Below are 26,648 nucleotides of genomic sequence, written 5' to 3'. Positions count from 1 at the left end.
GGAGATGTGATATGGCGAGCTCAACCATCAATGGGCTTGGCTCTGGCCTCGATATCAGCGGTATCGTGAAGGCGCTGGCAGATGCCGAAAAGGCGCCCAAGCAAACCCAGATCAACAACCAGACCACCACAGCCACCACCTCGCTGTCGGCCATCGGTACTGTGAAAAGCGCACTGGATACCTTTCGTGCAGCCGTTGCCAAGCTGAACACGGCTTCGAGCTTTTCCGGTTTGGCGTCGTCGTCGTCCGATGAAGCCGTTGCCAAGATCAAGCTGGGCGATGGCGCGTCGTCCGGTAACTATGCTCTCGAAGTTACCCAGTTGGCGACAGCTTCCAAGATCTCGACACAGGTCTACGAGAAGACTTCGACTATCGTCAACGATTCGGGGCAATCGCAAACCCTGACGATTAGCCAGGGCAGTGCTACCCATAGCGTGACCATCGCCAACGGCGCGACCCTGCAGCAGGCTCGTGACACGATTAATGGTCAACTGCAGTCAAAAGGTATCACCGCGAACATCGTCACCGACGCCAGTGGTTCACGCCTGATCTTCTCGTCCACTAAAATGGGTGAGGGCACCGAACTGACGTTGGGCGGCGACGCCAGCATGGCTAGTGATGTGACGACCATCGCCAAGCCACAGAACGCAAAATACACCCTGGACGGTCTTGAGCTGGAATCGGCCTCGAATACTGTGACAGGCGCCATCAGTGGCGTGGATATCACACTGGTCAAGGAAGGCAAGGCCAGCCTAGCGGTATCGAGCAATAACGATACGCTCAAGACCTCGGTGCAGTCGTTCGTCACCGCTTACAATGCGCTGATGACTACTATCAATGCCCAGACCAAGGTCACCACAGGCTCTGATGGCTCTGCCACCGGCTCGGCCGCATTGACCGGTGATGCGACCATGCGCTCGCTGGTCAATTCCATTCGTAGCGAGATCAGTCGGAGCGTTGGCAGTACAGGCCTGCGCACTTTGTCGCAATTAGGCATCAATACCGTCCAGAAAACCGGCCTGTTGGAGCTCAATGACACCAAGTGGGACGCTGCGGTCAAAACGTATGGTGCTGACATCAGCGGTCTGTTCACCGGTAAGGAAGGCCTGCTCACGCGCATGACCTCCGCCACCGAGGAATACGCCAAGACCGGTGGCATCCTGGCCTCTCGTCAGACCAATCTGACTAATCAGCTCAAGCAACTGGAAGAGTCGCAAACCGCCCTGGACCGTCGTATCGAGTCTTTGACCGAAACCCTGACCAAGAAATATAACGCCATGGACACCATGGTCGCCCAGCTCAAGGCTACTAGTGACAGCGTGATGACCACGCTCAACGCGTTGAACAAAGCCAATAGCGACAGCTGATCATTAAAGAAACGCCGGGCCGGGCCGATGTAGTAGACATGCGGCCCACGTCCAGCCCCGTTCAATGAGGATCCCCCATGCACCCGATGAGAGCCCTTCGCCAGTACCAGAAGGTCAATTCCCACGCTCAAATTTCCGAAGCTACCCCGCACCGCTTGGTGCAATTGCTGATGGAGGGTTCGCTTGACCGCATGGCTCAGGCCAAAGGTGCGATCGCGCGCGGCGATGTGGCGCTGAAGGGTGTGATGCTGGGCAAGGCTATTGACATCATCGGTGGTCTGCGTGAGGGGCTGGATAAGGAAAAGACCGATAACCCAGACGAACTGGACCGCCTCGACAGCCTGTACGACTACATGGCTCGCCGCCTGACTCAGGCCAATCTGCATAGCGACCCGGCCATGATCGACGAAGTCGCGCAATTGATGATCACTGTCAAAAGCGGCTGGGATGCCATCGCCTCCGCCGAGCAATAACACCCTAAGGAGCACCCCCATGAGCGCGCTGCAGCAAATCGAAGACACCCGCCTTGCCCTGAGCGAGGCCCTGCAAGTGCGCGACTGGGCGGCCATTGGTGAGTTGGACTTGGCCTGTCGTGCGCTGATGGATGAATTACTGCAAGAGAATCAGGATGATGAGGCCGCAATCCGGGCCAATCTGGAAGCGTTGATGGCGGTTTATCGTCAGCTGATCGACGTTGCAAGTGACGAGCGTCAATCCTTGGTCGCACAAATGTCGAATATCAACCAAGCGAAACACGCCACAAAGGTATACCATCTGTTCAGCTGAAGCTGGGCAGAGAGCAACGCTTCGGCGCCATAAATTTGACTGCCTTTAAGTTTTTGACTTTACTAGTGGCTGTTTTCGAATTTCAGACGTCCGAACACTGACCATTCAGTCGGAATGATGTCGAGCACGCCCCTGCAGGGCGCCGATATGACTAGGGAAGTTGCTATTGCATGTGGCGTGAAACCAAGATTCTGCTGATCGATGACGACAGCGCGCGCCGCCGCGACCTTGCGGTGGTGCTGAACTTCCTCGGCGAAGAAAACCTCGCATGTGCCAGCCATGACTGGCAGCAGGCGGTCGAGCCATTGTCCTCGAGCCGCGAAGTGCTGTGCGTGCTCATCGGCACCGTGAATGCTCCGGGCAATCTGCTTGGGCTGCTTAAGACAGTGGCTACCTGGGATGAGTTCCTTCCGGTTCTGCTTTTAGGTGAAATTTCTTCTGCCGAGCTGCCGGAAGACCTTCGCCGCCGGGTGCTGTCCAACCTGGAAATGCCGCCAAGCTACAGCCAGCTGCTGGATTCGCTGCACCGTGCCCAGGTCTACCGCGAAATGTATGACCAGGCGCGCGAGCGCGGTCGCCAGCGCGAGCCCAATTTGTTCCGTAGCCTGGTGGGCACCAGCCGTGCCATTCAGCACGTGCGGCAAATGATGCAGCAAGTGGCGGATACCGACGCCAGCGTGCTGATCCTGGGTGAGTCAGGCACCGGCAAGGAAGTGGTGGCGCGCAACCTGCATTACCACTCCAAGCGCCGTGAAGCGCCGTTCGTGCCGGTCAACTGTGGCGCGATCCCGGCCGAGCTGCTGGAAAGCGAACTGTTCGGCCACGAGAAGGGCGCCTTTACCGGGGCCATCACCAGCCGTGCCGGGCGTTTCGAGCTGGCCAACGGCGGTACCCTGTTCCTCGATGAAATCGGCGACATGCCGTTGCCGATGCAGGTCAAGCTGCTGCGTGTGCTGCAGGAGCGCACCTTCGAGCGCGTGGGTAGCAACAAGACCCAGAGCATCGACGTGCGCATCATCGCTGCAACGCACAAAAACCTCGAAACCATGATCGAGGACGGCACCTTCCGCGAAGACCTGTACTACCGCCTGAACGTGTTCCCTATCGAAATGGCACCGTTGCGTGAGCGGGTGGAAGACATCCCGTTGCTGATGAACGAGCTGATTTCGCGCATGGAGCACGAGAAGCGCGGTTCCATTCGCTTCAATTCCGCCTCGATCATGTCGCTGTGTCGTCACGGCTGGCCGGGTAACGTGCGCGAGCTGGCCAACCTGGTCGAGCGCATGGCGATCATGCACCCGTACGGGGTCATTGGCGTGTCGGAACTGCCGAAGAAATTCCGCTATGTCGATGACGAAGACGAGCAAATGGTCGACAGCCTGCGCAGCGACCTGGAAGAGCGCGTGGCGATCAATGGCCACACACCCAACTTCAGCAACCACGCCATGCTGCCGCCCGAAGGCCTGGACCTCAAGGACTACCTGGGTAGCTTGGAGCAGGGGCTGATCCAGCAGGCGCTGGACGATGCCAACGGTATCGTTGCGCGCGCGGCTGAACGTTTGCGTATTCGCCGTACCACCCTGGTCGAGAAAATGCGCAAGTACGGCATGAGCCGCCAGGGTGGCGAGGAACAGGCCGAGGATTGACGCCTGGCGGTTGCCTGTGCCGGCTTCTTCGCGGGCACGCCCGCTCCCACAGGATGGACTGCCCCCCAAAAGTTGGACAGCTTTAAGCTGCAGCCTGAGCCCTGTACTCCACAGGGCTCAGGCCATTGAGCCTCAGCTTGATGCGATCATGGTTGTAGTAGTGAATGTACTCATCCAGACCCACTCTCAGCTCATCAATGCTCTCGAAACGCTTCAGGTAGAAAAACTCGGATTTGAGCGTGCCAAAGAAGCTTTCCATGGCCGCGTTGTCCAGGCAATTGCCTTTTCGAGACATGCTCTGCTTTACCCCACATTCGCTTAGCTTACGGCGGTATTGCGCCTGCTGGTAATGCCATCCCTGATCCGAATGCAGCACGAGCTTCGGTTTCTCTCCCAGGCAATCGAGCGCTTTGCCAAGCATGTTCCCAACCAGGCTATAGCACGGGCGGCTGGCCATTTCGTAGGCCACGATTTCGCCGTTGTACAAATCCATCACGGGCGACAGATAGAGCTTCTGTTGAGCTACTTTGAACTCGGTTACGTCAGTCACCCACTTCTGGTTTGGGCGTTGAGCGACGAAATTTCGCTCCAGTACATTCGCTGCCACTTTGCCGACGGTACCTCGATAGGAGCGATATTTCTTGGGGCGCACTACTGATTTCAATCCCTGCTCAGCCATCAGACGTTCAATGACCTTCTTGTTCACCCGCTTTTCCTTCCTGATTACGAGTGCGATACGGCGATAACCATAAAGCCGTTTCTGCTCGTGATAGACGCGATGCACCAATGCCTTGAGCTCAGCATGCCGGTCTGGCTTCTGCTGCGCTTTGAGCTGGTAGTAGAAGGTGCTGCGCGCCAGCTCGACCAACTGAAGGAGGTCAGGCAAAGGAAACCTGCGCTTGAGTTTGGAAACGATCAGGACTTTTTCCCGCGTGTTCGTTCCTTTTCCTCGCGCAGAGCCTTGAGCTCCTTTAGGACAGCATTCTCCATGCGCAGGTACTCAAGTTCAGCCATCAGCTGATCTCGAGACTTCTGATCATCATTGGTATCGGTGGGTTTGGCAGGCTTGATCTTCTTCGACACGTCGATTGGCTTTCTTGGCTTGATGACAGTAGAGGGTGCAGGACTGCCACTGTAGTACTGCCGCTGCCAAATGCCTATCTGAGAGGACTGCCCAAGACCAAAATGGGCAGCGGTCTGGCGCAGTGAAAGCCGATGCTCGTGCATGTAGCTAAGCACCTGCTGCTTGAAATCACTGCTATAGCGCCGCCCATGCGAGCCTGGACCAATGCCATTATTGGCCTGATATCTGGCCACCCAGCGTCGAAGCAGACTGAAATCGATACCTAAGTGTTGAGCCACCTCTCGAAAACCGTTGCTGCCATCCAGATAGGCTGTTATCGCTGTGAGCTTGAATTGCTCGGTGTACTTACCCATAGATCCCCCAAGGGTTGGATTGGTGTCCAACTTATTGGGGGCAGTCCAGGATCGATACACATCTTCAATTCGGTGATATCCCTGTGGGAGCGGGCGTGCCCGCGAAGAGGCAGGTACAAATCCCTATCTCCGGCACGGCTATTGCTACATCGCTGGCAACACACCGTTTTTATGACGGTCAGCCACGCGAGAGAGCACGATGCCCCAGGCCGCCCACGTATCCCGAGCCCCCGAACAGCAGGGGCAAACCCCGGTCGCGCAGGACAGCGGCCAGGGTATCGCGCAGGCCTTCGCCCTGTTCAATCAGGTGTCCAGCCAACTGAGCCAGTCCTACAGCCTGCTCGAAGCCCGGGTCAGTGAGCTCAAGGGGGAGCTGGCCGTGGTCAGCGCCCAGCGCATCGACGAACTGAGTGAAAAGGAACGCCTGGCCAACCGCCTGCAGAACCTGCTGGATTTGCTGCCCGGCGGGGTGATCGTGATTGATGGCCAGGGCCTTGTGCGCGAAGCCAACCCGGCTGCTTGCGAGTTGCTCGGCGAGCCTCTGATCGGTCAATTGTGGCGTCAGGTAATCGCCCGTAGCTTTGCCCCGCGCAAGGACGACGGCCACGAAGTCTCGCTGCGCGACGGTCGCCGCCTGTCGATCGCCACCCGCTCACTGGATGCCGAGCCTGGCCAATTGGTGCTGCTCAACGACCTGACTGAAACCCGTCGCCTCCAGGACCAGCTGGCTCGCCACGAGCGGCTGTCGTCGTTGGGGCGCATGGTTGCCTCGCTGGCCCACCAGATCCGCACGCCGCTGTCGGCAGCCATGCTGTATGCCGGCCACCTGGCCGACAACGAGCAAGCGCTGAGCGCGCAAACCCGTCAGCGCTTCGCCGCGACCTTGAAGGAGCGCCTGCACGAACTGGAACACCAGGTGCGCGACATGCTGGTGTTTGCCCGTGGCGAGTTGCCGCTGGGGGATCGGGTGACCCCGAAAGCGCTGTTCCAGGCCCTGCAGCAGGCGGCCCAGGCGCATGTGCAGGGGCACGCCGTGCGCTGGCAGTGCGACAGTCATCTGGGTGAGCTGCTGTGCAACCGCGACACCCTGGTCGGTGCCTTGCTCAACCTGATTGAAAATGCCCTGCAGGCCAGCGATGGCCCGGCACGGCTGAAGGTGCACCTGTACCGCCGCGAACGTAGCTTGCACCTGTGCGTCAGCGATGCCGGCAGTGGCATCGATGCAGGCTTGCTCGGCCGTTTGGGCGAGCCGTTCCTCACCACCAAGGCCACCGGCACCGGCCTGGGCCTGGCCGTGGTCAAGGCGGTGGTGCGTGCGCACCAGGGCACTATCAACCTGCGTTCGAAGGTCGGCCGTGGTACCTGCGTGCGGGTAGAGCTGCCATTGATCGACGGGCAATTGGCGGAGGGGGTGTAATGGCAATCAAGGTGCTGCTGGTCGAGGATGACCGCGTATTGCGCCAGGCGCTGGGCGATACCCTGGAAATCGGCGGTTTCGCCTACCAGGCCGTGGGCAGTGCCGAAGAAGCGCTGGAGGCCGTACTGGATGACGCGTTCAGCCTGGTGGTCAGTGACGTCAACATGCCCGGTATGGACGGGCACCAGTTGCTCAGCCAGCTGCGCCGCCAGCAGCCACAGTTGCCGGTACTGTTGATGACGGCGCACGCTGCCGTCGAGCGTGCGGTCGAGGCCATGCGCCAAGGCGCCGTCGACTACCTGGTCAAACCGTTCGAGCCCAAGGCGCTGCTCAGCCTCGTGGAGCGGCATGCCGCCGGGCGTGTGACTGGCGAAGAGGGGCCGGTGGCCTGCGAGCCGGCCAGCCGCCAATTGCTGGAACTGGCGGCCCGTGTGGCGCGCAGTGACTCGACCGTGCTGATTTCCGGCGAGTCCGGTACTGGCAAGGAAGTGCTGGCGCGCTACATTCACCAGCAGTCGCCGCGCGCGGCGCAGCCCTTCGTGGCGATCAACTGCGCGGCGATCCCCGACAACATGCTCGAGGCCACCCTGTTCGGCCACGAGAAGGGTGCCTTCACCGGCGCTATTGCGGCTCAGGCGGGCAAGTTCGAGCAGGCCGAAGGCGGCACCTTGCTGCTCGACGAAATCTCGGAAATGCCCATGGCCTTGCAGGCCAAGCTGCTGCGTGTGCTGCAGGAGCGGGAGGTGGAGCGGGTAGGCGGGCGCAAGCCGATCAGCCTGGACATTCGGGTGCTGGCCACCACCAACCGCGACCTGGCCGGCGAAGTGGCAGCCGGGCGCTTCCGCGAAGACCTGTACTACCGCCTGTCAGTGTTTCCGCTGGCCTGGCGCCCGCTGCGTGAGCGGCCGGGCGATATCCTGCAGCTGGCTGAGCGCTTGCTGGCGCGCCATGTGGCCAAGATGAAGCACGCCCCGGTGCGCCTCTCGCCAGCGGCGCGGGCCTGCCTGCAAGCCTATGCCTGGCCGGGCAACGTGCGCGAGCTGGACAACGCCCTGCAGCGGGCGTTGATTCTGCAGCAGGGTGGCGTGATCGAGGCGGCGGATTTTTGTCTGGCAGGCGCCATTCCATTGTCAGCTGGCACCGAGCCATCTCTCGAGGTGGTTGCTGATGCCGGCGGCCTGGGGGACGACATGCGTCGCCACGAGTACCAGATGATCATCGACACCCTGCGCGCCGAGCGCGGCCGCCGCAAAGAAGCGGCCGAACGCCTGGGGATCAGTCCGCGGACGTTACGCTACAAGCTGGCGCAGATGCGCGATGCCGGGTTTGACGTCGAGGCCAGCCTGTTCGGCTGACTGGCCAATCATCTGCAACTGGCGCGGACCTCCGTGGGAGCGGCCTTGCGTCGCGATAGGGCCGCAAAGCGGCCCCGGCGATCTTTGCGGCGGAGCTGAAGTCCTGGGGCCGCTTCGCGCCCCTATCGCGACGCAAGGCCGCTCCCACAGGAATTGTGTGAGCCCTGGGAAATGAGTCGCGAAGGCTGGCACCTTTGTTGCTTTAGGTAGGTCATTCGCCGCATGAGTGTCAAAAAAATGCGGCCGCAGGAGAGAGAAGGGTCATGAGCCAAGGTGTTGAATTCAATCGTCTGATGTTGGACATGCGGGCCATGCAGGCCGATGCCATGTCGCTGCCCAAGGTAACTGCCGCCCCCGAGCTGGCGCCAGGGCAAAGCACCTTCGCCGACATGCTCGGCCAGGCCATCGGCAAGGTGCATGAGACGCAGCAGGCCTCGACCCAACTGGCCAACGCGTTCGAAATCGGCAAAAGCGGCGTCGACCTGACTGACGTGATGATCGCTTCGCAAAAGGCCAGCGTGTCGATGCAAGCCATGACCCAGGTACGCAACAAGCTGGTCCAGGCGTACCAGGACATCATGCAGATGCCGGTTTGAGGACGGATGTAACCCATGGCTGAAGCAGTCGTCGAAAACGCCCCCGCCAAAGCTGGCTCGCCAGCGGCCAAGCCGCCGCTGTTTGGCATGGCGTTTCTGGAAAACATCTCGCAGATGCCCATGCTGCGCCAGATCGGCCTCATGGTCGGCCTGGCGGCCAGCGTGGCCATCGGCTTTGCCGTGGTGCTGTGGTCGCAACAACCCGATTACCGTCCGTTGTACGGCAGCCTGTCGGGCATGGACACCAAGCAGGTCATGGACACCCTGGCCGCTGCTGACATCCCCTATAACGTGGAGCCCAACTCGGGGGCCCTGCTGGTCAAGGCCGACGACCTCTCCCGTGCGCGCCTGAAACTGGCAGCCGCCGGCGTGGCGCCGAGCGACGGCAATGTCGGCTTCGAGCTGCTCGACAAGGAGCAGGGCCTGGGCACCAGCCAGTTCATGGAAGCTACCCGCTACCGCCGCAGCCTTGAAGGCGAACTGGCCCGTACCGTTTCCAGCCTCAACAACGTCAAGGCCGCGCGCGTGCACCTGGCCATCCCGAAAAGTTCGGTGTTCGTGCGTGATGAACGCAAGCCCAGCGCCTCGGTACTGGTCGAGCTGTACCCAGGCCGTGCACTGGAAGCCGGGCAGGTGATGGCCATCGTCAACCTGGTCGCCACCAGCGTGCCGGAACTGGACAAGTCCCAGGTCACCGTCGTCGACCAGAAAGGCAACCTGCTGTCCGAGCAGATTCAGGATTCCGCGCTGACCCAGGCCGGCAAGCAGTTCGACTACAGCCGCCGGGTGGAAGGTATGCTCACCCAGCGTGTGCACAACATTCTGCAGCCGGTGTTGGGCAACGACCGCTACAAGGCCGAAGTGTCCGCCGACCTCGACTTCAGCGCGGTCGAGTCCACCTCCGAACAGTTCAACCCCGACCAGCCGGCGTTGCGCAGCGAGCAGTCGGTCGACGAACAACGTGCCAGCAGCCAAGGCCCGCAAGGCGTGCCTGGCGCGCTGAGCAACCAGCCGCCAGGCGCCGCTTCGGCACCGCAGACCACTGGTGGCGCGGCTACCCCGGCTGCTGCCATTCAGCCTGGCCAACCGCTGGTGGATGCCAACGGCCAGCAGATCATGGACCCGGCCACCGGTCAGCCGATGCTCGCGCCGTACCCGTCAGACAAACGTCAGCAAAGCACCAAGAACTTCGAGCTGGACCGTTCCATCAGCCACACCCGCCAGCAGCAGGGGCGCATGACTCGCCTGTCGGTAGCGGTGGTGGTGGACGACCAGGTCAAGATCGACCCGGCCACTGGCGATACCACGCGGGCGCCATGGGGTGCCGAGGACCTGGCGCGCTTTACCCGCCTGGTGCAGGACGCAGTCGGCTTCGATGCCAGCCGTGGCGACAGCGTGACGGTGATCAACGTGCCGTTCGCCGCCGACCGTGGCGAGGAAATCGCCGATATCGCCTTCTACCAGCAGCCGTGGTTCTGGGATATCGTCAAACAGGTGCTGGGCGTGGTGTTCATCCTGGTGCTGGTGTTCGGCGTGCTGCGGCCAGTGCTGAACAACATTACCGGGGGCGGCAAGCAGGCTGCCCCGGACAGCGACATGGAGCTGGGCGGCATGATGGGTCTGGATGGCGAACTGGCCAACGACCGCGTCAGCCTGGGTGGCCCGACAAGCATTCTGCTGCCTAGCCCGAGCGAGGGTTACGAGGCACAGCTCAACGCAATCAAAGGCCTGGTGGCCGAAGACCCGGGCCGTGTGGCCCAGGTCGTGAAAGACTGGATCAACGCCGATGAGTGATAACCGAGCCGTTACCGCCAAGCTGAGCCGCGTCGACAAGGCGGCGATCCTCCTGCTCTCGCTGGGCGAGACCGATGCGGCCCAGGTGCTGCGGCACATGGGCCCGAAGGAAGTGCAGCGGGTGGGTGTGGCCATGGCGCAGATGGGCAATGTGCACCGTGACCAGGTTGAACAGGTGATGAGCGAGTTCGTCGACATCGTCGGCGACCAGACCAGCCTGGGCGTCGGTTCTGATGCGTACATCCGCAAGATGCTCAACCAGGCCCTGGGCGAGGACAAGGCCAACGGCCTGGTCGACCGCATCCTGCTCGGCGGCAATACCAGTGGCCTGGACAGCCTCAAGTGGATGGAACCGCGTGCCGTGGCCGACGTGATCCGCTACGAGCACCCACAGATCCAGGCCATCGTGGTCGCCTACCTCGACCCGGACCAGGCCGGTGAAGTGCTGAGCAACTTCGACCACAAGGTGCGCCTGGACATCGTCCTGCGCGTGTCATCGCTGAACACCGTGCAACCCGCGGCGCTGAAGGAGCTGAACCAGATTCTCGAGAAGCAGTTCTCGGGCAACTCCAACGCCGCGCGCACCACCCTGGGTGGCATCAAGCGGGCGGCCGACATCATGAACTTCCTGGACAGCTCGGTGGAAGGCGCACTGATGGACGCGATCCGCGAAATCGACAGCGACCTGTCGGAGCAGATCGAAGACCTGATGTTCGTCTTCAACAACCTGGCCGACGTCGACGACCGGGGCATCCAGGCGCTGTTGCGCGAAGTGTCCTCCGACGTGTTGGTGGTGTCGCTCAAGGGCGCCGACGAGCGGGTCAAGGACAAGATCTTCAAGAACATGTCCAAACGTGCTTCGGAGTTGCTGCGCGACGATCTGGAGGCCAAAGGGCCGGTACGGGTCAGCGACGTGGAAACCGCGCAGAAAGAAATCCTCACCATTGCCCGGCGTATGGCCGAGGCCGGCGAGATCGTGCTTGGCGGCAAGGGCGCCGAGGAAATGATCTAAGGTATTCGCGATCCCATGGCCGACGCCGCCTTTTGTAGGCGCGGGTTTACCCGCGAAGGCGTCGGCCCTGGCAATCGAGGTTGTCGCTGCCGACGCATTCGCGGGTGAACCCGCTCCTACAAGGGACCGTGTCGGCCGAACATGGTTTGAGAACATGACAGCATGCCCACCAAAGAACACCACCCCAGCGACCTGATCCGCGCCCGCGACCTCGAGGGCGTGGACGTGTGGACGCTGCCCAGCTTCGACCCGGAACCGGAGCCTGCGCCCGAGCCAGAGCCGGAACCCGAGGTCATCGAGGAAGTCGAGGAAGTGCCGCTGGAAGAAGTCCAGCCACTGACCCTGGAAGAGCTCGAAGCCATCCGTCAGGAGGCCTACAACGAGGGCTTCGCCACCGGGGAGCGCGAGGGCTTCCACAGCACTCAGCTCAAAGTCCGCCAGGAGGCCGAAGAGGCCCTGAAGGCCAAGCTGGAAAGCCTCGAGCGGCTGATGGCCAACCTGATGGAGCCGATCGCCGAGCAGGACACGCAGATCGAGAAAAGCCTGGTGCACCTGATCGCGCACATGAGCCGTCAGGTGATTGGCCGCGAGCTGCGCAACGATTCCAGCCAGATCACTCAGGTGCTGCGCGAAGCGCTCAAGCTGCTGCCCATGGGCGCGGACAATATCCGCATCCACCTCAACCCGCAGGATTTCGAGCTGGCCAAGGCCCTGCGCGAACGCCATGAGGAGAACTGGCGGCTGTTGGAAGACGGCGCGCTGCTACCGGGTGGTTGCCGCATCGAGACGGCCCACAGCCGTATCGATGCCACCATGGAAACGCGTATCGAAAAAGCGGTGGCGCAGCTGTTCGACCAGTTGCACGACCATTCCCTGCACCCGGCGGCGCCAGACATGACGATAGACCTGGACGCGCCGGCCGAGCGTGCCGTGGACAGCCCAGATGCACCTTGAACGCACCAGTTTCGGCAAGCGCCTCGGCTCTTACGCTGAGGCCATCGAGCTGCCTGCCCAGCCCATCGTCGAAGGCCGCTTGCTGCGTATGGTTGGCCTCACCCTGGAAGCCGAAGGCCTGCGCGCAGCAGTGGGCAGCCGCTGCCTGGTGATCAACGATGACAGTTATCACCCGGTGCAGGTCGAGGCCGAAGTCATGGGCTTTGCCGGGCCCAAGGTGTTTCTGATGCCGGTGGGCAGTATCGTCGGCATCGCGCCGGGGGCCCGGGTCGTGCCGCTGGATGACGGCGGCCGTCTGCCCATGGGCATGAGCATGCTGGGCCGGGTGCTCGACGGCGCCGGCCGTGCGCTGGATGGCAAGGGCGGGATGAAGGCCGAGGACTGGGTGCCGATGGACGGCCCGGTGATCAACCCGCTCAACCGCGACCCTATCAGCAAGCCGTTGGATGTGGGCATTCGCAGTATCAACGGCCTGCTTACCGTCGGCCGTGGTCAGCGGCTGGGCCTGTTTGCCGGTACCGGGGTGGGTAAATCGGTGCTGCTGGGCATGATGACCCGCTTCACCGAAGCCGAAATCATCGTGGTCGGCCTGATCGGTGAGCGGGGGCGCGAGGTGAAGGAGTTCATCGAGCACATCCTCGGTGAAGAGGGCCTCAAGCGCTCGGTGGTGGTGGCTTCGCCGGCCGACGATGCCCCGCTGATGCGCCTGCGCGCCGCCATGTATTGCACACGCATTGCCGAGTACTTCCGCGACAAAGGCAAGAATGTGCTGTTGCTGATGGACTCGTTGACCCGTTTCGCCCAGGCCCAGCGGGAAATTGCCCTGGCCATCGGCGAGCCACCGGCCACCCGGGGTTACCCGCCATCGGTGTTCGCCAAGCTGCCCAAGCTGGTGGAGCGGGCAGGCAATGGCGAACCTGGCGGTGGTTCGATCACTGCGTTCTATACTGTGCTGTCTGAAGGCGACGATCAGCAAGACCCGATCGCCGACTCGGCGCGGGGCGTGCTTGACGGCCACTTTGTGCTGTCGCGTCGGCTGGCTGAGGAGGGCCATTACCCGGCCATCGACATCGAAGCGTCGATCAGCCGGGTCATGCCCCAAGTGGTCGATGCCGACCACTTGCGCCAGGCGCAGAAGTTCAAGCAACTGTGGTCGCGCCTGTCGCAAAGCCGCGACCTGATCAGCGTGGGGGCTTACGTGGCCGGCGGTGATCCGGAGACCGACCTGGCCATTGCCTTGCAATCGAAGCTGGTTGAGTTCCTGCGCCAAGGCCTGCGCGAGAATGTGGGCATGGCGCAGAGCCGCGAACAGCTGGGGGCAATTTTCACGCCCCCGGCAGGTTGATAAGCCATGGCGCTGCCCGGACGTGCCGCGCGCCTGGCGCCGGTGGTGGACATGGCCGAAGAAGCCGAGCGCAAGGCGGCTCAGCGCCTTGGTCATTTCCAGCAGCAGGTGGCCACGGCCCAAGCCAAGCTGGCCGAGCTGGAGCGCTTTCGCGAGGATTACCAGCTGCAGTGGATCAACCGCGGCGGGCAAGGGGTCAATGGCAGCTGGCTGGTCAATTATCAGCGTTTTCTGGGGCAGCTGGAAACGGCCATGACCCAGCAGCGGCAAAGCCTGGTCTGGCACCAGAACAACCTCAATAACGCCCGGGGTACCTGGCAGCAGGCCTATGCCCGGGTGGAAGGTTTGCGCAAGCTGGTACAGCGCTACCAGGACGAGGCCCGGCGCGCTGAAGACAAGCGTGAGCAGCGCTTGCTGGATGAGCTGTCGCAGCGCCTACCGCGGCAAAACCATCTATAGGTGTTCGCCGCAGGCCTTGCAGCGGAATAATTGGCCCGAAACAAATGCGAGGTCTTGCCCGCGAATGCGGTGGCGGCTGCGACGGTGTATGACCGGGTATGTTGGCTGGCAGGTCCGGCCTATTCGCGGGTGAACCCGCTCCTACCACGGTATTGGGCGACACCACCGATTGATGTAGGAGCGGGTTTACCCGCGAAGAGGCCGTACAGGCCATCAAAGCCACGAGCCTGCATCCGCTTGCCACCCCCACCATCGCCTGCTAAACCTTAGAGCAGTTGCATCCGCCATCATCGAAGGAATCGCTAGCATGGCAGTCGAGACTGATTTTTCGCAGGACGGGAAAAAGCTGACCATCAAGATCAAGGGGCGCTTCGATTTCGGCAAGCATCAGGAGTTTCGCGACGCCTACGAACGCCAGCCCAGGCGCCCGGATTCGGTGGTCGTCGACCTGAAGGACACCACCTACCTCGACAGCTCCGCGCTGGGCATGCTGCTGTTGCTGCGCGACCACGCGGGCGGCGACGAGTCGGATGTGCGGGTAGTGCATGCCAGCTCCGACGTGCGCAAGATTCTCGCTATCTCCAATTTCGAAAAACTCTTCGATATCAGTTGAGCGCCGACATGCCGGCTGAACAGGCGTTGACCGTGCTGGTCGCCGAAGACAGTGCTGTCGATCGCCTTCTGCTTGCGCAGATCGTGCGCCGCCAGGGGCATCAGGTATTCACTGCGGAGAACGGCGAGCAGGCGGTAGCGCTGTACCTCGAGCGGCGCCCGCAACTGGTGCTGCTGGACGCCCTGATGCCGGTCATGGATGGCTTCGAGGCGGCGCGGCAGATCAAGGCATTGGCTGGCGAGGCGCTGGTGCCGATCATTTTCCTGACGTCGCTGAATGAAGAAGAAGGCCTGGTGCGTTGCCTGGAGGCGGGGGGCGATGATTTCATGGCCAAGCCCTACAGTGCGGTGATCCTCGCTGCCAAGATTCGCGCCATGGACCGTCTGCGTCGCTTGCAGGCAACGGTACTGGAACAGCGTGACCAGATCACCCGGCATCACCATCACCTGCTTAACGAGCAGCGGGTCGCCAAGGCGGTGTTCGACAAGGTGGCCCACTCGGGTTGCCTTTCTGCCCCTAACATTCGCTACTTGCAATCGCCTTACGCGCTGTTCAATGGCGACCTGATGCTGGCGGCATTTACCCCGGCCGGCGACATGCGTGTGCTGCTTGGCGATTTCACCGGTCATGGCCTGCCGGCGGCGGTCGGCGCCATGCCGATGGCTGAGGTGTTCTACGGCATGACCGCCAAGGGCTACGGCATGGCGCAGATCCTGCGCGAGATGAATGCCAAGCTCAAGCGCATCCTGCCGGTGGACATGTTCTGCTGTGCGCTGCTGCTCAACCTCAGCATGCAGCGCGGCTCGGTGGAGGTGTGGAATGGCGGTATGCCCGATGGTTATCGCCTGTCGGTGGATGGCCAAGTGCTGTCGGCACTGAGTTCGCGGCACCTGCCGCTGGGCATTCTGGCCGCTGAGCGCTTCGATGACAGCACAGAGGTGTTGCCGCTGGCACCGGGCGAGCGCCTGTTGCTGCTGTCAGACGGTGTGCTCGATACCGCCGACGACCAGGAGCGCCTGTTTGGCGTACAGCGCCTGCGAGCGGTGCTGGCCGACAACCGCGACCCTGTGCAGTTGTTCGATGAGCTGATGCTGGCCCTGGAGCGTTTTGGTGGGCAGCCACGCGATGACATCAGCTTGTGCGACATTCGCATGTTCACTGCCGAGGAGCGGGTGCCGGCACCGATGATCTACTCTGATAGTGGCCGCTCCAGCCCGCTGGACTGGTCGCTGAGCTTCGAAGTGCGGGGCGAAAGCCTCAAGCGCTTCAACCCTGTGCCTTACCTGGTGCAGTTGTTGCAAGAAATTCATGGCCTGCGCGCGCGTACCGGCAACTTGCACAGTGTGCTTAGCGAGTTGTATGCCAATGCGCTTGAGCATGGTGTGCTGGGCCTGGACTCACAGCTCAAGCGCGATGTGCAGGGCTTTACCGACTATTACCAGGAGCGCGCCCGGCGCCTGGGCTCGCTGACCGAAGGCTTTGTAAGCATCGATTTCAAGGTTGAACCGCATGGCGGCGGTGGGCGTCTGATGATCGAGGTGCGCGACAGCGGTGCCGGCTTCGACGTGCAGCAAGTGCTTGCGCGGCCTTCGCTGGATCAGGGGCTGAGCGGTCGCGGTCTGAATCTGGTGCGGCAGTTGGCCAGTGACGCGCGCTGGAGTGAGGGCGGGCGTTGCGCGCATGTGGAGTTCGTATGGTGAGCCACGGGTTGGCTCGGGCATAATCTGGCTTGATCAAGGAGTGAACAAGTGACTGACATGCATATTGACCACAAGGTACTCAGTGACCTGCGTGAGGTCATGGAAGATGGCTACCTGCAGTTGGTGCAGACTTTTCTCGACGACTCAGAGCGGCGTCTTGGCCAGCTGCACGCGGCCAAAAGCGCCGAGGAGCTTGGCGCGGCAGCCCACAGTTTCAAGGGCAGCAGCAGCAACATGGGCGCGGTGGCCTTGGCCAGCCTGTGCCAGCAGCTCGAAGAGCGCGCACGGCGGCCCCCGTTATATGGAATTGAAGACTTGATCAGCCGCATCGACATGGAATTCGTCGTGGTGCAGCACTTTTACCGTGGTGAGCAGCAACGTATTTCCGCAGGCTGATACGCGAGTTGGCGCGAGTCTTGCCTGTCTCTGCCCCGATGATTTTTGTTTCTGGCGCGGAGACCGCTCGATGCCTGTCGCACCCAACCCTTTGTTGCAAGCCAATGCCATTGCCAAGACCTCGCGTTCGGCCACCGTGCAGGCGGACAAGCCGCTGCAGGCGCTGGGCGACAAGGGCGATGCCTTTGGCCAGGTGATGGCCAAGCAGGGCCGCGACAAGGTTACCGGGCAGGACGACAAGGTCGCTCAAGCCAAGCCCAAGGACAAACCTGATGCGGCAGCCGGCGGCAAGAAAGACCCGGCTGGCAAAGCTGCAGTTGCCGATGACGGCAACAAGTTGCCAGAAGAGGATTCGGCCCAGGCCGATACGGGTGTGCGTGATGCCAGCCTGGTGGCCGGTCAGGTCACTGATGCCCAGCCCGGCGCGCAATTGATCCAGGCTCAGGCCGAGGCGGTGGCGCCGGTGCTGCAGGCGGCCACGGCGCAAACCCAGGTCGCCGCGGCACTGCCTGAAGAGCCGTCCGCCGAGGAGGCCTTCGATCCGGATGCTGACCCCCTGGCCAACCTGCCAACCCTGCGCCTCGCGCTGGAGCACAGTGCCCAGGCCAAGGGTGGCACCTCGGCACATGCCCTTGATGCTGCCCAGGCTCAGGGCGAGGAAGGGCAGGCGGCCGTCAATACCTTGGCGAATTTGGTCGAGAATACCGATGGCGAAAGCGCCGAATCCGGTGACAAGGCCTTTGGCAGCTTGCTTGAGGACGGCCTGAAAGACACCAAGAGTGCCAGCAGCGACACCCGCATCGATGATTTTGCCAACCGCCTGGCCAGCCTGACCCAGGCGGCCACGGCCAAGACCGCCAATGCCGTGCCGGCCAATGCGAACCCGCTGCATCAGCCATTGCCAATGAACCAGAACGCTTGGGCCGAAGGCCTGGTCAACCGGGTCATGTACCTGTCCAGCCAGAACCTCAAGTCGGCTGATATCCAACTGGAGCCGGCAGAACTCGGTCGCCTCGACATTCGCGTCAATGTTGCGGCGGACCAGGCCACCCAGGTCACCTTCATCAGCGGCCACGCCGGCGTACGTGATGCCCTCGACAGCCAGGTGCACCGCCTGCGCGAACTGTTTGCCCAGCAGGGGTTGGCGCAGCCGGATGTCAACGTGGCTGACCAGTCGCGCGGGCAGCAACAACAGCAGGGGCAGGCGCAGGGCAGCAACCTTTCCGGGGTGGCGGCGCGCCGGGCCGAGCAGGGTGGGGTCGAGGCGGTCGATAGCGCCCGGCCTTTGGAGCAGCAGGTGGTTGTCGGCGACAGTGCGGTCGATTACTACGCCTGATAACGGTTGGCCTGGGCTGGCTTCTTCGCGGGCGAGCCCGCTCCCACAGGAGTTTCGTTGATTTCGAACCCTGTGCGGTAGCTGTGGGAGCGGGCGTGGCCGCGAAGCGACCAGCACCGCAAAACCTGCTGGAATCCATCCCCTGCGAAATCTGGCATAACACTTGCTCAAGCCAAGCCATCCTCCCTTGAACCCCCCGATGGACGACGGATTATTGGCATGGCGAAGAGCGAAGCAGTCAAAGACCCCGCCACTAAAGGCAAACTCAAGCTGATCCTGCTGGCTGTCGTCGGCCTGTTGCTGGCGATCGGCCTTTCGGTGGGCGCTACCTGGTTCATCATGCACAAGAGCGAGCCCGCTCCGGCCGCCGAAGCCGCGGCCAGCAACGTCAAGCCAGCGGCGATCTACGAGGCGCTGACCCCGGCCTTCGTGGTCAACTTCAACCAGAACGGCCGCCAGCGCTACATGCAGCTGAGCATCACCCTGCAGGCGCGTAACCAGGCCGACCTGGATGCCCTCAAGGTGCACATGCCGGTGATCCGCAACAACCTGGTGATGATGTTCTCCGGGCAAGGGTTCGACACCCTCGCCAGCAGCCCGGTAGGGCAGGAGATGCTGCGTCAGAAGGCCACCGCGGTGGTCCAGGAAGTGGCGCAGAAGGAAGTCGGCAAGCCGGTCATCGACCAGTTGCTGTTCACCAATTTCGTATTGCAGTAGGAGTCCGCAATGGCCGTACAGGACCTGCTGTCCCAGGATGAAATCGATGCCCTGTTGCACGGTGTCGACGACGGGCTGGTGCAGACCGAGAGTGCATCCGAGCCTGGCAGTATCAAAAGCTACGACCTGACCAGTCAGGACCGTATCGTGCGGGGTCGCATGCCGACCCTGGAAATGATCAACGAGCGCTTCGCCCGCTACACCCGTATCAGCATGTTCAACCTGCTACGCCGCTCCGCAGACGTGGCCGTGGGGGGCGTGCAGGTCATGAAGTTCGGCGAATACGTGCACTCGCTGTACGTGCCCACCAGCCTCAACCTGGTCAAGATCAAGCCGCTGCGTGGCACTTCGCTGTTCATCCTCGACGCCAAGCTGGTGTTCAAGCTGGTGGACAACTTTTTTGGCGGCGATGGCCGCCACGCCAAGATCGAAGGGCGTGAGTTCACCCCGACCGAACTGCGTGTGGTGCGCATGGTGCTGGACCAGTGTTTCGTCGACCTCAAGGAAGCCTGGCAGGCGATCATGCCGGTCAGCTTCGAGTACATGAACTCCGAGGTCAACCCGGCCATGGCCAACATTGTCGGCCCCAGCGAGGCGGTGGTGGTGTCCACCTTCCACATCGAACTGGACGGCGGCGGGGGCGATCTGCACGTGACCATGCCGTACTCGATGATCGAGCCGGTGCGGGAAATGCTCGACGCCGGTTTCCAGTCGGACCTGGACGACCAGGACGAGCGCTGGGTCAAAGCCCTGCGCGAGGACGTGCTGGACGTGGCCGTGCCAATGACCGCCACGGTCGCCCGACGCCAGCTGAAGCTGCGCGACATCCTGCACATGCAGCCGGGTGACGTGGTCCCGGTGGAGCTGCCCGAGCACCTGGTGCTGCGCGCTAACGGGGTGCCAGCGTTCAAGGCGCGGCTGGGCTCGCACAAGGGCAACCTGGCCCTGCAGATCATTGACCCGATCGAACGCCGCTGACGGTGTGCCGGTCGCTTACAACGAATTGAATGCCTGTCGAGGAAATCATGGCTAACGAAAACGAGATCACCTCCCCAGAGGACCAGGCACTGGCCGATGAGTGGGCCGCAGCGTTGGAAGAAACCGGTTCTGCCGGCCAGGCCGACATCGATGCACTGCTGGGCGGGGACACCGGCAGCAGCGGCCCGGGCCGCCTGCCGATGGAAGAATTCGCCAGCTCGCCGAAGCCGAACGAAAATGTCAGCCTCGAAGGCCCTAACCTGGACGTGATCCTGGATATCCCGGTGAACATTTCCATGGAAGTGGGCAGCACCGAGATCAACATCCGCAACCTGCTGCAGCTCAACCAGGGCTCGGTGATCGAGCTCGACCGCCTGGCCGGGGAGCCGCTCGACGTGCTGGTCAACGGTACGCTGATCGCCCATGGCGAAGTGGTCGTGGTCAACGAAAAGTTCGGCATCCGCCTGACCGACGTGATCAGCCCCAGCGAACGTATCAAGAAGCTGCGCTGAGTGAAGGGCACGATGCGCGCCATCGCCGTGGCAGCGGTGCTGTTCGCCAGCCACGCCTGCCTGGCTGCGGCCACGCCAGCGGCCACCCCGGCGGCTCAACCTGGCAGTCTCGGCGGGCAGCTGGCGCAGATGGTCTTGGGCCTGCTGCTGGTGGTGGGCCTGATCTTCTTCCTGGCCTGGCTGCTGCGGCGCCTGCAGAGCACCGCTGTGAAGGGTGGGCAGGTGATCGAGATTGTCGGCAGCCGTGCCATCGGCCCGCGTGACCGCCTGCTGCTGGTGCAGGTGGGCAAGGAGCAGATCCTGATAGGCCATACCCCCGGCACCATCGAGGCCCTGCACGTACTGGCCGAACCCGTGGAAGTCCCGGCAAGCGTCCGTCAGGCGACGCCGGAGTTTGCCCAGCGGCTGATGGAGCTGATGGGCAAGGACCCTAAGGACAACAAGTGATGAGCGGCGCGCTGCGTACGTTGTTGACTCTGGCGCTGCTGCTGGCTGCGCCGCTGGCCCTGGCCGCCGACCCGCTGTCGATCCCGGCCATCACCCTGTCCAACACCCCGGACGGGCAACAGGAATATTCGGTCAGCCTGCAAATCCTGCTGATCATGACCGCGCTGAGCTTCATCCCGGCGTTCGTCATTCTGATGACCAGCTTTACCCGCATCATCATCGTGTTTTCGATTTTGCGCCAGGCCCTGGGCCTGCAGCAGACGCCATCGAACCAGCTGTTGACCGGCATGGCGCTGTTCCTGACCATGTTCATCATGGCGCCGGTGTTCGATCGGGTGAACCAGGACGCGCTGCAGCCGTACCTGAAGGAGCAGATGACTGCCCAGCAGGCGATCGACAAAGCTCAGGGCCCGCTCAAGGACTTCATGCTGGCGCAAACCCGGCAGAGCGACCTTGACTTGTTCATGCGCCTGTCCAAGCGCACCGACATCGCCGGCCCCGACCAGGTGCCGCTGACGATCCTGGTGCCGGCATTCGTCACGTCGGAGCTCAAGACCGCGTTCCAGATCGGGTTCATGATCTTCATCCCGTTCCTGATCATCGACATGGTGGTGGCCAGCGTGCTGATGGCCATGGGTATGATGATGCTGTCGCCGCTGATCATCTCGCTGCCGTTCAAGATCATGCTGTTCGTGCTGGTCGACGGCTGGGCGCTGATCATGGGCACCCTGGCCAGCAGTTTCGGCGGCGTCTGACGCCGTCAAGGAGAGCCGCCGATGACACCTGAAGTAGCTGTCGACCTGTTCCGTGATGCCCTGTGGCTGACCACCTTGATGGTTGCCGTGCTGGTGGTGCCGAGCCTGTTGGTGGGCCTGGTGGTGGCGATGTTCCAGGCGGCCACGCAGATCAACGAACAGACCCTGAGCTTTCTGCCGCGCCTGCTGGTGATGCTGATCACGCTGATCATTGCCGGGCCGTGGCTGGTGCAGAAATTCATGGAGTACATCACCACGCTCTACACCAACATCCCGCAGCTCATAGGTTGATGCGGCGATGCTGGAACTGACCGACACGCAGATCGGCACCTGGGTCGCCACCTTCATCCTGCCGTTGTTCAGGGTGACCGCGGTGCTGATGACCATGCCGATTTTCGGTACCCGCATGTTGCCGGCGCGGGTGCGCTTGTACGTGTCCGTGGCCATCACCGTGGTAATCGTGCCGGCACTGCCGCCACTGCCTGAATTCGACCCGCTGAGCCTGCGCGGTTTGCTGCTGTGCGCCGAGCAGATCATCGTTGGCGCACTGTTTGGCCTGGCCTTGCAGTTGTTGTTCCAGGCTTTCGTGATTGCCGGGCAGATTGTTGCGGTGCAGATGGGCATGGCCTTCGCCTCGATGGTTGACCCCGCCAACGGGGTCAACGTCACGGTAATCAGCCAGTTCATGACCATGCTGGTGAGTGTGTTGTTCCTGTTGATGAACGGCCACCTGGTGGTGTTCGAGGTGCTGACCGAAAGTTTTACCACCTTGCCGGTGGGGAGTGCGCTGGTGGTCAACCACTTCTGGGAGCTGGCCGGGCGCATGGGCTGGGTGTTCGGTGCCGGCCTGCTGTTGATTCTGCCGGTGATTGCCGCGCTGCTGGTGGTGAACATCGCCTTTGGCGTAATGACCCGCGCAGCGCCACAGCTGAATATTTTCTCCATCGGCTTCCCGCTGACCTTGGTCATGGGCATGTTCGTCTTCTGGGTGGGCCTGGCCGATATACTGTCTCACTATCAGGCATTGGCCAGTGAAACGCTGCAGTGGCTGCGTGAGCTGGCGAGGGCGCGCTGAACATGGCAGAAAGCGAGAGCGGTCAGGACAAGACAGAAGACCCCACCGAAAAGCGCAAGCGCGACGCCCGTGAGAAGGGCGAGGTCGCGCGCTCCAAGGAGCTGAACACGGTGGCGGTGACCCTGGCGGGCGCTGGTGGCCTGCTGGCATTCGGTGGTCACTTGGCCGAAACATTGCTGGCGTTGATGCGCATGAACTTCAGTTTGACCCGCGACATCATCGTCGATGAACGGGCCATGGGGGCCTTTCTGCTGGCCTCGGGCAAGATGGCTATCTGGGCGGTGCAGCCGGTGTTGATCCTGCTGTTCGTGATTTCCTTCGTGGCGCCCATCGCGCTTAGCGGCTTCTTGTTCTCGGGCAGCTTGCTGCAGCCCAAGTTCAGCCGCATGAACCCGCTGTCGGGGATCAAGCGCATGTTCTCGATGCAGGCCTTGACTGAATTGCTCAAGGCGCTGGCCAAGTTTTTCGTGATTCTGGTGGTGGCGGTGGTGGTGCTCTCCGGTGACCGCCAGGCCTTGCTGTCGATTGCCAACGAGCCGCTGGAGCAGGCGATCATCCATAGCTTGCAGGTGGTGGGCTGGAGTGCCTTGTGGATGTCGGCCGGGCTGTTGCTGATTGCCGCGGCAGATGTGCCGTTCCAGCTGTACCAGACGCACAAGAAAATGAAGATGACCAAGCAGGAAGTGCGCGACGAGTACAAGGACAGCGAGGGCAAGCCCGAGGTCAAGCAACGTATTCGCCAACTGCAGCGCGAGGTGTCGCAGCGGCGCATGATGGCGGCGGTACCGGATGCAGATGTGATCATCACCAACCCGACGCATTATGCGGTGGCGTTGCAATACGACCCGGAGAAAGGCGGTGCGGCGCCGTTGCTGCTGGCCAAGGGTAGCGATTTCATGGCGTTGAAGATTCGTGAAATTGGCGTGGAGCACAACATCCAGATCCTCGAGTCGCCGGCGCTGGCGCGGGCGATCTATTACTCCACCGAACTTGAGCAGGAGATCCCGGCGGGGCTGTACCTGGCGGTGGCGCAGGTGCTGGCGTATGTGTTCCAGATTCGCCAATACCGATCCGGCAAGGGCAAGCGCCCAGAGCCGCTGAAGGACGACCTGCCGATCCCACCGGACCTGCGCCGCGACAGTTGACCTTGTGTCACGGCTTCTGGCTCTTTCGCGGGTAAACCCGCTCCTACCACGGTGGTGGGTACATGTCGGCGGTTGGCGCGCTGTAGGAGCGGGTTCACCCGCGAAAGGGCCGGGCCTGCTGGCCAATCTCTATCCGCCGTTCACCATTGCCGCCGCTACCGTATTCGCGGGTAAACCCGCTCCTACACCTGATCGGGGATGGACACACATCGGTGATTGGGCGCAGGCCGTCGTGTAGGAGCGGGTTCACCCGCGAAAGGGCCGGGCCTGCTGGCCAATCTCCACCCGCCGTTCACCGTTGCCGCCGCTACCGTATTCGCGGGTAAACCCGCTCCTACACCTGATCGGGGATGGACACACATCGGTGATTGGGCGCAGGCCGTCGTGTAGGAGCGGGTTCACCCGCGAAAGGGCCGGGCCTGCTGGCCAATCTCCACCCGCCGTTCACCGTTGCCGCCGCTACCGTATTCGCGGGTAAACCCGCTCCTACACCTGATCGGGGATGGACACACATCGGTGATTGGGCGCAGGCCGTCGTGTAGGAACGGGTTCACCCGCGAAAGGGCCGGCACCGGCAACATAAATCTCCCTTCGAGCAAAGTTGGAAGGCTTCTTGCAGAGCCACGCCCAGGCGCCCCCTGGGCGTCAAAGTTTTGCATCAAGAGGACTCGCGGTGGATCGCACTCAGTTAATCAGCAACGCCCGCAACAACCTGGCCGGGCTCGGCCGGGGCAACCTGGGTGTGCCGCTGTTACTGCTGGTGATGTTGGCAATGATGATGTTGCCGATACCGCCGTTCCTGCTCGACGTGTTCTTCACCTTCAACATCGCCCTGTCGATCGTTGTGCTACTGGTCTGTGTATACGCCCTGCGCCCCCTCGACTTCGCCGCGTTCCCGACCATCCTGCTGGTGGCCACGTTGTTGCGCCTGGCCCTGAACGTGGCGTCTACCCGTGTGGTCATGCTGCATGGCCAGGAGGGCCACGGCGCTGCCGGTAAAGTGATCCAGGCCTTTGGTGAGGTGGTGATCGGCGGTAACTACGTGGTCGGTGCCGTGGTGTTCGCCATCCTCATGATCATCAACTTCGTGGTGGTGACCAAGGGCGCCGGGCGTATCTCGGAAGTGAGTGCGCGTTTCACCCTCGACGCCATGCCCGGCAAGCAGATGGCCATCGACGCCGACCTCAATGCCGGCCTGATCGACCAGGCCCAGGCCAAGCACCGCCGTGCCGAGGTGGCGCAGGAGGCCGAGTTCTACGGTTCGATGGACGGTGCCAGCAAGTTCGTGCGCGGCGACGCCATCGCCGGCTTGCTGATCCTGTTCATCAACCTGATCGGTGGCATGCTCATCGGCATGCTGCAGCACAATATGTCGTTCAGCGAGGCCGGCAAGGTCTATGCCCTGCTGACCATTGGTGACGGTTTGGTGGCGCAATTGCCATCACTGCTGCTGTCCACCGCCGCCGCGATCATGGTCACCCGTGCTTCAGGCTCTGAAGACATGGGCAAGCTGATCAATCGGCAGATGTTCGATTCGCCCAAGGCGCTGGCGGTGTCGGCGGGGCTGATGATCGTCATGGGCCTGGTGCCGGGCATGCCGCACATTGCCTTCCTCAGCCTCGGCCTGATGGCGGCCGGCGGCGCCTACCTGGTGTGGAAGAAACAGCAACAGGCCAAGGTCAAAGCCCAGCAAGAGGCGCAGCGTCAGCAGGACCTGCTGCCCTCGCCACAGCGCGCGCTGGAAACCAAGGAGCTGGGTTGGGACGACGTCACCCCCATCGACATGATCGGCCTGGAGGTCGGCTATCGGCTGATCCCGCTGGTCGATCGCAACCAGGGCGGCCAGTTGCTGGCGCGGATCAAGGGCGTGCGCAAGAAGCTGTCGCAGGACCTGGGCTTCCTGATGCCCACCGTGCACATTCGTGACAACCTCGACCTGCAGCCCAGCGCCTATCGCCTGACCCTGATGGGGGTGATTCTGGCCGAGGCGGAGATCTACCCGGACCGCGAACTGGCAATCAACCCTGGGCAGGTGTTTGGCACCCTCAACGGTATTGCCGCGCGCGACCCGGCGTTTGGCCTGGAAGCGGTGTGGATCGACGTCGGCCAGCGCTCACAGGCGCAGTCGCTGGGTTACACCGTGGTCGATGCCAGCACCGTGGTGGCCACCCACCTCAACCAGATTCTGCAGAAACACTGCCACGAGCTGATCGGCCACGAAGAGGTTCAGCAGTTGCTGCAGGTGCTGGCCAAGGCATCGCCTAAACTTGCAGAAGAGCTGGTGCCGGGTGTCATTTCCTTGTCGGGGCTGCTCAAGGTGCTGCAAGCCCTGTTGTCGGAACAGGTGCCAGTGCGCGATATTCGCAGTATTGCCGAGGCCATCGCGAACAACGCCGGCAAGAGTCAAGATACCGCCGCACTGGTGGCGGTGGTGCGCGTCGGATTGTGTCGCGCCATCGTGCAAAGCATTGTCGGCGTTGAGTCGGAGCTTCCAGTGATTACCCTGGAGCCAAGGTTGGAACAGATTTTGCTGAATAGTCTGCAAAGGGCCGGGCAGGGTCAGGAAGATGGTGTTCTTCTGGAGCCTAGCATGGCCGAGAAGCTGCAACGTTCGCTGATCGAGGCGGCCCAGCGCCAGGAAATGCAGGGTCAGCCGGCCATCCTGCTGGTCGCCGGCCCGATCCGCGCCATGTTGTCGCGTTTCGGTCGCCTGGCTGTACCGAATTTGCATGTTCTGGCGTATCAGGAAATACCGGACAACAAGCAAGTCACCATCGTTGCCACCGTGGGCCCTAACGGCTGAGGT

General features: G+C 62.2%; 26 protein-coding genes. 25 read left to right on the top strand and 1 reads right to left on the bottom strand.

The features are described 5' to 3' along the window. Positions 1-11 precede the first annotated feature (11 nt). The 4 genes from fliD to fleQ all read left to right on the top strand — a co-directional run bounded on the left by fliD (position 12) and on the right by fleQ (position 3,799). Positions 12-1,367: a flagellar filament capping protein FliD gene (gene fliD, locus AA098_RS19950; RefSeq protein WP_003254449.1), complete on the top strand. Its 1,356-nt coding sequence runs from the start codon at positions 12-14 to the stop codon at positions 1,365-1,367. A 77-nt stretch (positions 1,368-1,444) separates the two neighbouring features. Continuing rightward, a complete protein-coding gene (gene fliS / locus AA098_RS19945) occupies positions 1,445-1,840 on the top strand; it encodes a flagellar export chaperone FliS (protein ID WP_003254447.1) in 396 nt (131 codons plus the stop codon). A gap of 19 nt (positions 1,841-1,859) precedes the next feature. Next, positions 1,860-2,153: a hypothetical protein gene (locus tag AA098_RS19940; protein WP_003254445.1), complete on the top strand. Its 294-nt coding sequence runs from the start codon at positions 1,860-1,862 to the stop codon at positions 2,151-2,153. Positions 2,154-2,323: 170 nt separating this feature from the next. Continuing rightward, the gene (fleQ, locus tag AA098_RS19935; RefSeq protein ID WP_003254443.1) at positions 2,324-3,799 is read left to right on the top strand and encodes a transcriptional regulator FleQ; all 1,476 of its coding nucleotides are present in this window, start codon (positions 2,324-2,326) and stop codon (positions 3,797-3,799) included. A gap of 82 nt (positions 3,800-3,881) precedes the next feature. On the opposite strand, the gene AA098_RS28715 is transcribed toward fleQ, so the two are convergent. Next, positions 3,882-5,236, bottom strand: a protein-coding gene (locus AA098_RS28715; protein ID WP_156747527.1) for an IS3 family transposase whose coding sequence is annotated in 2 segments (ribosomal slippage) — positions 3,882-4,760 and positions 4,763-5,236 — 1,353 coding nt in all. Because the reading frame shifts where the segments join, the coding sequence is not laid out codon by codon here. A gap of 199 nt (positions 5,237-5,435) precedes the next feature. Here AA098_RS28715 and AA098_RS19920 point away from each other — a divergent pair. The 21 genes from AA098_RS19920 (at position 5,436) to flhA (ending at position 26,645) form a co-directional block, all read left to right on the top strand. Next, positions 5,436-6,653, top strand: a complete 1,218-nt coding sequence (locus tag AA098_RS19920; RefSeq protein ID WP_004575775.1) for a PAS domain-containing sensor histidine kinase — start codon at positions 5,436-5,438, stop codon at positions 6,651-6,653. Continuing rightward, complete coding sequence (locus tag AA098_RS19915; RefSeq protein WP_003254440.1) at positions 6,653-8,008, top strand: sigma-54 dependent transcriptional regulator; 1,356 nt, start codon at positions 6,653-6,655, stop codon at positions 8,006-8,008. Before AA098_RS19920 ends, AA098_RS19915 begins: the two co-directional genes overlap by 1 nt. A gap of 263 nt (positions 8,009-8,271) precedes the next feature. Then, positions 8,272-8,604 (top strand): flagellar hook-basal body complex protein FliE, encoded by a 333-nt coding sequence (fliE, locus tag AA098_RS19910; RefSeq protein WP_003254438.1) that lies wholly within the window; start codon positions 8,272-8,274, stop codon positions 8,602-8,604. Between the two features lie 15 nt (positions 8,605-8,619). Next, a complete protein-coding gene (gene fliF / locus AA098_RS19905; RefSeq protein ID WP_004577671.1) occupies positions 8,620-10,398 on the top strand; it encodes a flagellar basal-body MS-ring/collar protein FliF in 1,779 nt (592 codons plus the stop codon). Next, positions 10,391-11,410: a flagellar motor switch protein FliG gene (fliG, locus tag AA098_RS19900; RefSeq protein ID WP_003254434.1), complete on the top strand. Its 1,020-nt coding sequence runs from the start codon at positions 10,391-10,393 to the stop codon at positions 11,408-11,410. Before fliF ends, fliG begins: the two co-directional genes overlap by 8 nt. Positions 11,411-11,572: 162 nt before the next feature. Continuing rightward, positions 11,573-12,364: a flagellar assembly protein FliH gene (gene fliH / locus AA098_RS19895; RefSeq protein WP_054889681.1), complete on the top strand. Its 792-nt coding sequence runs from the start codon at positions 11,573-11,575 to the stop codon at positions 12,362-12,364. Then, positions 12,354-13,709 (top strand): flagellar protein export ATPase FliI, encoded by a 1,356-nt coding sequence (fliI, locus tag AA098_RS19890; RefSeq protein ID WP_054889680.1) that lies wholly within the window; start codon positions 12,354-12,356, stop codon positions 13,707-13,709. The genes fliH and fliI overlap by 11 nt, the downstream gene beginning before the upstream one ends. A gap of 6 nt (positions 13,710-13,715) precedes the next feature. Beyond that, entirely contained in the window at positions 13,716-14,168 is a 453-nt protein-coding gene (gene fliJ, locus AA098_RS19885; RefSeq protein ID WP_003254427.1) for a flagellar export protein FliJ, read from the top strand. A 307-nt stretch (positions 14,169-14,475) separates the two neighbouring features. Continuing rightward, complete coding sequence (locus tag AA098_RS19880; RefSeq protein WP_003254426.1) at positions 14,476-14,781, top strand: STAS domain-containing protein; 306 nt, start codon at positions 14,476-14,478, stop codon at positions 14,779-14,781. Positions 14,782-14,789: 8 nt separating this feature from the next. After that, positions 14,790-16,481 (top strand): fused response regulator/phosphatase, encoded by a 1,692-nt coding sequence (locus tag AA098_RS19875; RefSeq protein WP_003254425.1) that lies wholly within the window; start codon positions 14,790-14,792, stop codon positions 16,479-16,481. A 48-nt stretch (positions 16,482-16,529) separates the two neighbouring features. Further along, complete coding sequence (locus tag AA098_RS19870) at positions 16,530-16,877, top strand: Hpt domain-containing protein (RefSeq protein WP_004577674.1); 348 nt, start codon at positions 16,530-16,532, stop codon at positions 16,875-16,877. A 70-nt stretch (positions 16,878-16,947) separates the two neighbouring features. After that, positions 16,948-18,213: a flagellar hook-length control protein FliK gene (locus AA098_RS19865; protein WP_064614943.1), complete on the top strand. Its 1,266-nt coding sequence runs from the start codon at positions 16,948-16,950 to the stop codon at positions 18,211-18,213. Positions 18,214-18,432: 219 nt separating this feature from the next. Beyond that, the gene (gene fliL, locus AA098_RS19860; RefSeq protein WP_003254419.1) at positions 18,433-18,930 is read left to right on the top strand and encodes a flagellar basal body-associated protein FliL; all 498 of its coding nucleotides are present in this window, start codon (positions 18,433-18,435) and stop codon (positions 18,928-18,930) included. 9 nt (positions 18,931-18,939) lie between these two features. Next, the gene (gene fliM / locus AA098_RS19855) at positions 18,940-19,908 is read left to right on the top strand and encodes a flagellar motor switch protein FliM (protein ID WP_064614942.1); all 969 of its coding nucleotides are present in this window, start codon (positions 18,940-18,942) and stop codon (positions 19,906-19,908) included. A gap of 47 nt (positions 19,909-19,955) precedes the next feature. After that, positions 19,956-20,420 carry a flagellar motor switch protein FliN gene (fliN, locus tag AA098_RS19850; RefSeq protein ID WP_003254417.1) on the top strand — a complete coding sequence of 155 codons (465 nt, stop codon included), beginning with the start codon at positions 19,956-19,958 and terminating at the stop codon, positions 20,418-20,420. 12 nt (positions 20,421-20,432) lie between these two features. Next, positions 20,433-20,867, top strand: coding sequence for a flagellar biosynthetic protein FliO (gene fliO / locus AA098_RS19845; RefSeq protein WP_014860286.1), 435 nt, complete (start codon positions 20,433-20,435; stop codon positions 20,865-20,867). After that, positions 20,867-21,622 carry a flagellar type III secretion system pore protein FliP gene (gene fliP / locus AA098_RS19840; RefSeq protein ID WP_003254415.1) on the top strand — a complete coding sequence of 252 codons (756 nt, stop codon included), beginning with the start codon at positions 20,867-20,869 and terminating at the stop codon, positions 21,620-21,622. The genes fliO and fliP overlap by 1 nt, the downstream gene beginning before the upstream one ends. A gap of 21 nt (positions 21,623-21,643) precedes the next feature. Beyond that, on the top strand, positions 21,644-21,913 hold the full coding sequence (fliQ, locus tag AA098_RS19835; protein ID WP_003254414.1) for a flagellar biosynthesis protein FliQ: 270 nt from the start codon (positions 21,644-21,646) through the stop codon (positions 21,911-21,913). Between the two features lie 7 nt (positions 21,914-21,920). Continuing rightward, entirely contained in the window at positions 21,921-22,697 is a 777-nt protein-coding gene (gene fliR / locus AA098_RS19830) for a flagellar biosynthetic protein FliR (protein ID WP_003254413.1), read from the top strand. A 2-nt stretch (positions 22,698-22,699) separates the two neighbouring features. Beyond that, the gene (gene flhB, locus AA098_RS19825) at positions 22,700-23,842 is read left to right on the top strand and encodes a flagellar biosynthesis protein FlhB (protein WP_060538985.1); all 1,143 of its coding nucleotides are present in this window, start codon (positions 22,700-22,702) and stop codon (positions 23,840-23,842) included. 673 nt (positions 23,843-24,515) lie between these two features. Continuing rightward, entirely contained in the window at positions 24,516-26,645 is a 2,130-nt protein-coding gene (gene flhA / locus AA098_RS19820) for a flagellar biosynthesis protein FlhA (RefSeq protein WP_003254410.1), read from the top strand. Positions 26,646-26,648: the final 3 nt, after the last annotated feature.

Source organism: Pseudomonas sp. JY-Q (genome assembly GCF_001655295.1).
Lineage (GTDB): Bacteria > Pseudomonadota > Gammaproteobacteria > Pseudomonadales > Pseudomonadaceae > Aquipseudomonas > Aquipseudomonas alloputida.
This window is presented reverse-complemented; position numbering and strand designations above follow the sequence as displayed.